Below are 9216 nucleotides of genomic sequence, written 5' to 3' on the forward strand. Positions count from 1 at the left end.
ACGCATGGACGGGCCGGGCGGGAACACATAGGTGCCGCGCGACAGATATTCCTTGATGATGTCGTTCTGCGTGGTGCCGGTGAGTTTCTCACGCGGCGCGCCGGTCTCGTCGGCGACGGCGATGTACAGCGACAGCAGCCACGCGGCCGGCGCATTGATCGTCATCGACGTATTCATCTCGGCGAGCGGAATGCCGTTCAGCAGTGTCCGCATGTCGCCGAGATGAGAAACGGGCACTCCGACCTTGCCGACCTCGCCGGCAGCGAGAACATGATCGGAGTCGTAGCCGGTCTGCGTCGGCAGATCGAAGGCGATGGACAGGCCCGTCTGTCCCTTCGAGAGATTCTGCCGGTAGAGCGCGTTCGACTTTTCTGCGGTCGAATGCCCGGCATAGGTCCGGAAAATCCAGGGCCTGTCCCGTTTCGGTTTGTTGTCCGCGCTCTCTGCCATTCAATCTCCGCGCCGCCTTCGTCCTATCGTTTGAAGAAGCCGATGATGACCAAAAGGATCACCGCGCCGATCACGGCATTGATGATGGATGCAATGATGCCGCCGCCGATTACGATACCGAGCCGCGGCAACAGCCACCCGGCGATGAGCGCACCGACAATGCCGACAATGATGTTGCCGATGATGCCGAAGCCGTAGCCCTTCACGATCAGGCCGGCGAGCCAGCCAGCCACGCCACCGACGATCAGCCAAACGATAAAGCTTTCGATACCCATCTTCGTCTCCCCGACACGCGCGGGGACCGCTGCCAAGCCCCGCCCCCGCGGCTTTGTTGCGCTGCAGCGAGGGCATTCTACTGCGACCGGGACCGGAAGTCAGCGAAGGACGGACTTAATGCGCCGCAACCTAACCAGCCTGCAGAAAGATATTGCGATGCAGCATATCGCGTTACCGACCCGGTGCAACGGTTGTTTTTACAGCCGGACAACGACGTTGGCGCCGCGTGCAGCACGGGAAGGTGCTCCGGTCAGATGGCGACCGGTGTCCCGTTATCCACAAGCACATCGACTGCAGCCTGTACTGAGGAAGGCGATCCGGTTCGGGGCCGGTCACAGGCGGCGAATTGAAGGAGGCTGACCAGTTCGACGGCGCTGAGTCGCGGCAATTCCCCGCCCGATGGCGATTGCCGCAGCCTGTCAGAGTTCCGTCCCAACTTTTCGGGTGCCTTCTGCTCTGTTGCGGCGCAATATGGTCTGCGTCACAATTCGGACCTGCCCGCCGGAGCCCAAGTCATGATTGCCGCGCCGAAGCTTCAAATGGTGAAGGACCTGTATGCCGTCGGCGAGATCCCGCCGCTGGGCCACGTCCCTGAAAGGATGACCGCCTGGGCCATCCGGCAGGAGCGGCATGGTCCGCCGCTGGAGTCGATGCAGATCGAGGTTCTGCCGACCTGGCCGATCGGCGAAAACGATGTGCTGGTGCTCGTGATGGCGGCGGGCGTGAACTACAACGGCGTCTGGGCAGGACTCGGTCAGCCGATTTCGCCCTTCAACGTGCACAAGCACCCGTATCACATCGCCGGGTCGGACGCGTCCGGCGTGATCTGGGCGATCGGCTCCAAGGTGAAGCGCTGGAAAGTCGGCGACGAAGTCATCGTCCATTGTAATCAGGACGACGGCGACGACGAGGAGTGCAATGGCGGCGATCCGCTGCTGTCGCCTTCGCAACGCATCTGGGGTTACGAGACGCCGGACGGATCCTTCGCGCAATTCTGTCGCGTGCAGTCGCGGCAGCTCATGCCGAAGCCCTCGCATCTGACCTGGGAAGAGGCGGCCTGTTACACGCTCACGCTGGCAACCGCGTATCGCATGCTGTTCGGACATCCCCCGCATACGTTGAAGCCGGGCGACAACGTTCTCGTATGGGGCGGCTCGGGCGGCCTTGGCGTGTTCGGCGTGCAGCTTTGTGCCGCTTCGGGCGCGAACGCGATCGGCGTGATCTCGGACGAGACCAAGCGCGATTACGTGCTCGGCCTCGGCGCCAAGGGCGTGATCAACCGCAAGGACTTCAATTGCTGGGGTCAGATGCCCAAGGTCAATACGCCCGAATACAATGAGTGGGTGAAGGAAGCGCGCAAGTTCGGCAAGGCGATCTGGGACATTACCGGCAAGCGCGACGTCGATATCGTGTTCGAGCATCCGGGCGAAGCGACGTTCCCGGTCTCGTGTCTCGTGGTGAAGCGCGGCGGCATGGTTGTGTTCTGCGCAGGTACCAGCGGTTTCAACATCACGTTCGATGCGCGCTATGTGTGGATGCGTCAGAAGCGCATTCAGGGCTCGCACTTCGCGCATCTGAAACAGGCGAGTGCAGCCAACCAGTTCGTGCTCGATCGGCGGATCGATCCCTGCATGGGTGAGGTGTTTCCCTGGGACAAGATCCCGGCGGCGCATCAACTGATGTGGAAGAACCAGCACAAGCCCGGAAACATGGCGGTGCTGGTCAGCGCGCCGCGCGTCGGTTTGCGCAATCTCGAGGATACGATCGAGGCGGCGGCGGGCTAGAAAACCGTTGCCGGATAATTTAGTCGGCCGCTGGCGCGGCGGCCTCGCGCCGCGCGGCTCGTATCTTGGAGATCGTTGCGTTCAGTTCGCCGCCATAGATGAAGATCGAGGCGGTCCAGTAAAGGAACACGAGCGCGATCATCGGCGAAGCGAGACCGGCATAATAGACCGAGTAGGTGAACGCGAAATCGGCGAGGTAGCGGCCGAACGCGATACCCGTGATCAGCCAAAGTCCAAGCGTGACAAGAATTCCGGGGAGGATGTCCATCAACTTACGTTTGCCGGCCGGCAGCCATTTGTGCACGACGAACAGCGGCACGATCAGCAAGATGCTCGCGGTCACGAGGCGTACAAAGGTGATCACTTCGCCGAACGGGACGAGCGCCGGGAAGCGCCGGATCAGCGTGGTCCAGATCAACGGCGCAAGCAGAACCAGAAACGAAATCGAGAGGAGCCCGATCGCCGACAGGACGACGTATCCGATCGATTCCAGCCGCAGCAGCCATATCGAGCGCGTCTCCACCGCGGTATAGGCGCGGTTCAGGCCGATGCGCAGGCTCTCGATGCCACTCGACGCAAAGTATAGCGCGAGCAAGGCGCTGACCGTCAGCACCTGTCCGTGCGCGCCGACCAGCACGTTATGAATTTCGCGCGAGATCGGACCGGCTACCTCCTCCGGCCAGGCCTCGAGCACGAGATTGGCCGCCTCGTCGGCGAGATATTGCGAGCCGAACACGCCGGCGAGGGCGGTCAGCACCAGGAAAAAGGGGAACAGGGCCATGAGGCTCGACAGCGCGATATGACTGGCAATCGCCCAGCCGTCATCGGCATTGAACTGCCAGAAGGCGTCCATCGTGACGCGATATGTTGTCTTGAGGAATTTCAACGCGGGGTCCCGGTGCGACTCGTCCAAGCGAGATAGGCAAAGCTTGCGGCCGGCTCAAGAGCCGGTTGGCCCCGTCAAGGCTCTATGCGGCCTGCACCTTGATCAGGAACTGACGCACCTGCGAATCGAGGCCTTCGGCCTCGACCGCGAGAGCGTCGGCAAGCGCTTTGACATCGGCCGCCGTGGCTCGTGCCTCCATCGTGGCCGAGGATACGCGGCTCATTGCGTCGGCGCCGGTCTGCGCTGCGCCAGACGCGCTGCTGACGCCTTCGGCGATGACTGCAACGGCGGAATTCTGCTGCTCGACGGTGGCGGCGACATTGGCCGCAATCGCAGACATATCCTCGATGATGCTGTTGACCTGGGCGATGGCCTGCGCGGCGTCGGCGGCCGCCGTCTGGATGGAGCCGATCTGCCCGGCAATCTCTTCGGTCGCCCGCGCCGTCTGGCCGGCGAGCGACTTTACCTCCGATGCGACAACTGCAAAGCCGCGGCCGGCATCACCTGCGCGTGCAGCCTCGATCGTCGCATTGAGCGCCAGCAGATTGGTTTGTCCGGCGATAGACTGGATCAGGTTGACCACTTCGCCGATGCGCGACGCGGCGTTGCCAAGCTCGGCCATCGTCGCGCTCGTCCGGCGCGATTCGGAAACCGCGCGCTCGGCGACCAGAGTGGACTTCTGTGCCTGGTTTGCGATTTCGCCGATCGAAGCCGCGAGTTCTTCGATCGAGCCGGCGGCGGTCGTGACATTGCTTGAGGCGTCGAGAACGCGGGTCTCCGCGGCGCGGGCCTCGGAGGACATGTCGTCGGCCGATGCATTGAGGCGGGTCGATGCCGATTCAAGACGTTGAGCTGCGTCGCGGACGCGACCGAGCATATTGTCCACCGAGCGTTCGAATTGCGCGATGGTTGCGGCAATCGACTGATTGCGCATTTCGCGCGCTTGCGCGGTTTCATTCTGGGATTGTGCGAGGCGTTCGCGCTCCAGCATGGTGTCGCGGAAGACGATGACGGTGCGTGCCATGTCTCCGATTTCATCGCGCTCGCGCGTGCCGGAGATGACCGCCGAGGTGTCTCCCCGGGCGAGCTGGGTCATGGCGTGGGCGAGATTTTGCAGCGGCCGTGCGATGCTCCAGCCGATCAGCAGACTGAGCGCGAGGCCAAGACAGACCGCGGCAACGCCGACCGAGAGTATGATCGTCCAGGTTCGGTTCTGCGAAGCGGATAATTCCGCGGCGGCGCGGCTGGCGCCTTCGCTTGCGGTCGCAATGATGGCGTCTGCGGCGGGAGCGAGTTGCTGCGTGTCGAGATCGATAACCTTCAGATTGGGACGCACCTTGTCGGCGATTGCGGACCAGGCGGAGAAGGTGTCGGCGTAGGCCTTCACGAGTCGTTCGATATCTGCGCCCTGCTCGGGCGGAGCGGCAACGCCTTTCATCGTATTTGTGAAGTTGTCATGTTCCGAGACGAACAGCGTGTACGACGTGTTGGTCGATTTGATGCGTTGTTCGGCTTCAAAGCGCCGCATCATCAGAAGCGAGACGAACAGCTTTCTGGAGTCGGCGTCGCTGAGGCCCTCAACGCCCTGATTGATGACGCGCTCGACTGCAAGACCGGTGTCGTGCAATTGACGCCGCAAGCCTTCGCTTTCGGAAAGGCCGAGCTTGCGCTGATCGACGACGACTTCCGCGAAGCGGTTTCCGATTTCCTTCAGCCGTCCCGGAATCCATGCAATTCGCAGTCGCCCGTTGTCGTCGAGCGCCGCCTCGATGGTGGCCAGCTTTTCGACCGCCTGGGCCTTCGCGGTCTCGAAAGCCTCGATGGTAACATCGTCAGGGTCGGTGGCGAAATCGCGCGCGGCGATCCGCATCTTGCTGATCGCTTCTTTCAGGCTCTGGCTCGCTGTTGTGGTCTCCTGGGCGCGACGGTAGCGGTCGAACGCGTCCGCGACCTCCTGCTCGCCGGACATGAAGGAGATCCCGTTGGCGACAAAGCCGGCGACCGGAAGCAGCGCGATCAGCAGGATGCGCGTGCGAACCGACAGCGCTCGCACGAGGCGAAACAGGCGAAAGCGACTCGGGCGGTTGGCGCTGAACGCGGATGTCATGGGCTTTGCCTGCGTATTGGGCAGTCGTAGCGAAGCGCGAAAAGGTTAAATAACCAGCAACCATAGATAGAGCAGCTCGCAGTTGCTTTTGTGCGTTGCACCATTACTCTGGGCGGAACATCATTTCTTAACGGGGCCTTTACCGATGCCAGCCGCGCAGCAACGGTCTGATCTGTCCGACGCTTTCATCCCCCGTGCCCAGGATGCGGTCGGGGCGGTCGAGGCGCTCCTGCAGGATGCCGCCATCGCGGTCCGCAAACGTGTTGCAATCGAGGGTGGCGACACGATGGGCCGCGTGTTCGACCGGGAGCAGCGTGCGACCCACGGATTGGCCTGGCTCGCGACCTATGTCGAAGCTCTGCGCCAGCTTGTCGCCTATGCCGAACGCATGCGGGCCGAGGGCAAGTTCGGCGAGATCGAGGAGTTACAGGTCCGCATCGGCATCGGCGAATATCTGGCCCAGATCCTGGGTGGCATCCCCATGAGCCAGGGCGAGATCGTGCGGCTCTCCGATCTGGGGCTGTCGCGCGCGGACATTGCGGCACGGATGACCCCGGCGATCGACCATCTGATCGATACCGGCAACACGCCGGCCCGCCGTGCACGCCTGGCCGAGCTTATCAACCACCATACCGAGCCGACCTACGGCAATGCGGGTCTCGACGAAACGCTGGAGGCCATTCGCGAAGAGATGCGGAAGTTCTCCGCAAGCGAAGTCGTGCCCTATGCCCAGACTTGGCATCTGAAGAACCAATACATCCCGCTCGATGTAATCGGTCAGATGTCGGAGCTTGGCGTTTTCGGGCTCACCTTGCCGGAAGAATACGGTGGCATGGGGCTCGGCAAGGAATCCATGTGCGTCGTGTCGGAGGAATTGTCGCGCGGCTATATCGGCGTCGGCTCTCTCGGCACGCGCTCCGAAATCGCGGAGGAGCTTATTCTCGGCAGCGGCACCGAGGAGCAGAAGCGCAAGTGGCTGCCGCTTCTCGCCTCTGGCGAAATCCTGCCGACCGCTGTCTTTACCGAGCCGAATACGGGCTCGGACCTCGCTTCGCTCAAGACCCGCGCGGTGCGCGAGGGCGATGTCTACAAGATCTACGGCAACAAGACCTGGATCACGCATCCGGTCCGCGCCGACCTGATGACGCTTCTGGTGCGCACCGATCCGAAGCAGACCGGATATCGCGGCCTCTCGATGCTGCTGGCGGAAAAGCCGCGCGGCGACGACAATAACCCGTTCCCGGCACCCGGCATGTCGGGCACCGAGATCGAAGTGCTCGGTTATCGCGGCATGAAGGAATACGAAATCGCCTTCGACGGCTTCGAGGTGAAAACCGAAAACCTCCTTGGCGGCGTCGAGGGCGCCGGCTTCAAGCAACTGATGCAGACCTTCGAAGCTGCGCGCATCCAGACTGCAGCGCGCGCAATCGGCGTCGCACAGGCCGCGATGGATCAGGGCCTCGCCTATGCCCAGCAGCGATCGCAATTCGCACGTCCGATCGTCGAATTCCCGCGCGTCGCCGACAAGCTCGCGATGATGGCGGTTGAGATCCTGATCGCGCGTCAGCTCACCTATTTCGCGGCACGACAGAAGGATTCTGGCCGGCGCTGCGATCTCGAAGCCGGCATGGCCAAGCTGCTGGCCGCGCGCGTCGCCTGGGCGGCGGCCGACAATGCGGTCCAGATCCACGGCGGCAACGGCTTCGCGCTGGAATTCCCGGCGTCCCGCATCCTGTGCGATGCGCGCATCCTCAACATTTTCGAGGGGGCCGCGGAAATCCAGGCGCAGGTGATTGCGCGGCGGCTTCTGGACGGCAGCAACTAGCCGCCGTGGTTGCAGTCGCGACGATGTGACCGCGCCGGATTCCCGATCCGTGCGACGTTTCCTTGTCGGTGCGACCAAGAGCGCGGCAACCGAAAATGCCTCCTTGCGTTGACTTGACGCAAGGTTGCGCCATCGGAGCCGTGGTGGCGTAGCCATCCGCAAGGAGAGCGCGAATGTCTTCCAAAACTGTCAGGATCGATCAGAACGAATGGGTCATTGTCTGCGACGGCAGCAAGGCCCTGTTTCTACAGAATGCCGGCGATTCCAAATTTCCCAATCTTCAGACCCGCGAGGTGATGGAGCAGACGGTTCCGCCGACCAGCGAGCTGGGCAGCGACAAGCCGGGACGCTCGCATTCGTCGGTTGGCAATGGCCGCTCGGCGGTTGAGCAAACCGATTTCCATACGCAACAGGAAGATGAGTTCCTGCGGTCGGTCATGACGAAACTCGATGCTGCCGCGCATTCCGGACAGATGAAAGCGATCATCCTGGTGGCTCCGCCCCGGGCGCTCGGTGTGATGCGTCAGCATTATACGCACGCCCTGAAACAGGCGGTCCGTGAGGAAATCCAGAAGGACTACGTGAAGATGCCGGTTTACGAGATCGAGAAGCATCTGGCGGCGTAGGCCCGCCATGCACCGGGCCGGTGGCCCCGCTGGCGGCCCGGTGCTACAAGCGCGCGATGTCAAATCCGTTTTATTCGCTCGTCCCCTTCGCCATCGCGGCTGTCGCGGTGGTGCTGGTCTTCGGCCTCGTAAACATGCTCCGTGGCGGCTCGCCGCATCTGTCGCAGAAGCTGATGCGGCTTCGCGTGCTGTTGCAGGCGATCGCGCTTGTCATCATCATGCTGGCGATCTGGATGATGGGACGCTGAGCGATGGTCGTCCTCAATCGAATCTACACCCGTACCGGCGACGACGGCACGACCGCACTTGGCTCAGGCGAACGGCGCAAGAAGTACGATCTGCGCGTCGACGCCTATGGCACGCTGGATGAAGTCAATGCGGCGATCGGAATCGTGCGGCTCCATACCGCAGGCGATGCCCGGCTCGATGCCATGCTGGCACATGTCCAGAACGACATCTTCGACGTCGAGGCGGACCTGTGCATCCTCGATGACAGCAAGGGCAAGGGTCCGGGAGGCGCCAAGCTCAACGTCACCGGCAAGCAGGTGCAGTGGATCGAGCAGCAGATCGATGCGCTGAATGACGGTCTGCCGCCGCTTCGCTCCTTCATTCTGCCGGGCGGCACGCCAGCGGCGGCTTACATGCACCTCGCCCGCACCATGTGCCGCCGGGCCGAACGGTTGATGGTCGAGCTTCGGGACCAGCCCGGCGAAGAGGTCACGCCGGAGGCGATTCAGTATGTGAATCGGCTTTCGGACTTCCTGTTCGTCGCCGGGCGCCATGTGAATGACCGCGGCGAAAAGGATGTTTTGTGGCAACCGGGTCAAAATCGCTGATACGATTTTCCCTGAATTTGCTAAGTCTTGGCGGCGACGTGGCCGGGTTCTTCGGGATAGCGAACACCTTCGCATTTTGCCTGCCGGCCATGCCGTTGACACCCATGCCGTCCAACTCTTAGTTAGCCGCTCGATTTCGCATCTGCGAAGGCTATGATCATGAAAATTCTTGTGCCCGTTAAACGGGTTATCGACTACAACGTAAAAGTGCGGGTGAAGGCTGATGGCTCGGGTGTGGAACTCGCCAATGTCAAAATGTCGATGAACCCGTTCGACGAGATCGCTGTGGAAGAGGCGATCCGGCTGAAGGAAGCTGGCAAGGCGACCGAGATCGTGGCCGTGTCCATCGGACCGGCCCAGGCCTCCGAGACCATCCGGACATCGCTCGCGATGGGTGCCGACCGCGGCATTCTCGTGAAGGTCGAC

10 protein-coding genes are annotated in these 9216 nt (G+C 62.3%); 6 read left to right on the plus strand and 4 right to left on the minus strand.

The genetic code is table 11. The features are described from left to right. Both VNZ93_RS02560 and VNZ93_RS02565 read right to left on the minus strand, forming a co-directional pair. On the minus strand, nt 1–450 hold a 450-nt coding region (locus VNZ93_RS02560; RefSeq protein WP_325699637.1), incomplete at its 3' end, for a methylmalonyl-CoA mutase family protein. A gap of 23 nt (nt 451–473) precedes the next feature. Then, nucleotides 474–725 (minus strand): GlsB/YeaQ/YmgE family stress response membrane protein, encoded by a 252-nt coding sequence (locus tag VNZ93_RS02565; protein WP_325699640.1) that lies wholly within the window; start codon nt 723–725, stop codon nt 474–476. A gap of 516 nt (nt 726–1241) precedes the next feature. Here VNZ93_RS02565 and ccrA point away from each other — a divergent pair. Continuing rightward, complete coding sequence (ccrA, locus tag VNZ93_RS02570) at nt 1242–2510, plus strand: crotonyl-CoA carboxylase/reductase (RefSeq protein ID WP_325699642.1); 1269 nt, start codon at nt 1242–1244, stop codon at nt 2508–2510. 19 nt (nt 2511–2529) lie between these two features. On the opposite strand, the gene VNZ93_RS02575 is transcribed toward ccrA, so the two are convergent. After that, nucleotides 2530–3396, minus strand: a complete 867-nt coding sequence (locus VNZ93_RS02575) for a YihY/virulence factor BrkB family protein (RefSeq protein WP_325699645.1) — start codon at nt 3394–3396, stop codon at nt 2530–2532. 82 nt (nt 3397–3478) lie between these two features. After that, entirely contained in the window at nt 3479–5503 is a 2025-nt protein-coding gene (locus VNZ93_RS02580; RefSeq protein WP_325699647.1) for a HAMP domain-containing methyl-accepting chemotaxis protein, read from the minus strand. A 145-nt stretch (nt 5504–5648) separates the two neighbouring features. Here VNZ93_RS02580 and VNZ93_RS02585 point away from each other — a divergent pair, with 145 nt between their 5' ends. The 5 genes from VNZ93_RS02585 to VNZ93_RS02605 form a co-directional block, all read left to right on the plus strand. After that, nucleotides 5649–7328, plus strand: coding sequence for an acyl-CoA dehydrogenase family protein (locus VNZ93_RS02585; RefSeq protein WP_325699648.1), 1680 nt, complete (start codon nt 5649–5651; stop codon nt 7326–7328). A 173-nt stretch (nt 7329–7501) separates the two neighbouring features. Next, nucleotides 7502–7954, plus strand: a complete 453-nt coding sequence (locus tag VNZ93_RS02590) for a host attachment family protein (RefSeq protein ID WP_325699651.1) — start codon at nt 7502–7504, stop codon at nt 7952–7954. A 56-nt stretch (nt 7955–8010) separates the two neighbouring features. Further along, on the plus strand, nt 8011–8202 hold the full coding sequence (locus tag VNZ93_RS02595; protein WP_325699654.1) for a twin transmembrane helix small protein: 192 nt from the start codon (nt 8011–8013) through the stop codon (nt 8200–8202). Between the two features lie 3 nt (nt 8203–8205). Further along, the gene (locus tag VNZ93_RS02600) at nt 8206–8790 is read left to right on the plus strand and encodes a cob(I)yrinic acid a,c-diamide adenosyltransferase (protein WP_325699657.1); all 585 of its coding nucleotides are present in this window, start codon (nt 8206–8208) and stop codon (nt 8788–8790) included. Nucleotides 8791–8949: 159 nt separating this feature from the next. Further along, on the plus strand, nt 8950–9216 hold a 267-nt coding region (locus VNZ93_RS02605), incomplete at its 3' end, for an electron transfer flavoprotein subunit beta/FixA family protein (RefSeq protein WP_414709955.1).

Origin of the sequence: Pseudorhodoplanes sp. (genome assembly GCF_035565795.1) — a bacterium.
Taxonomy (GTDB): domain Bacteria; phylum Pseudomonadota; class Alphaproteobacteria; order Rhizobiales; family Xanthobacteraceae; genus Pseudorhodoplanes.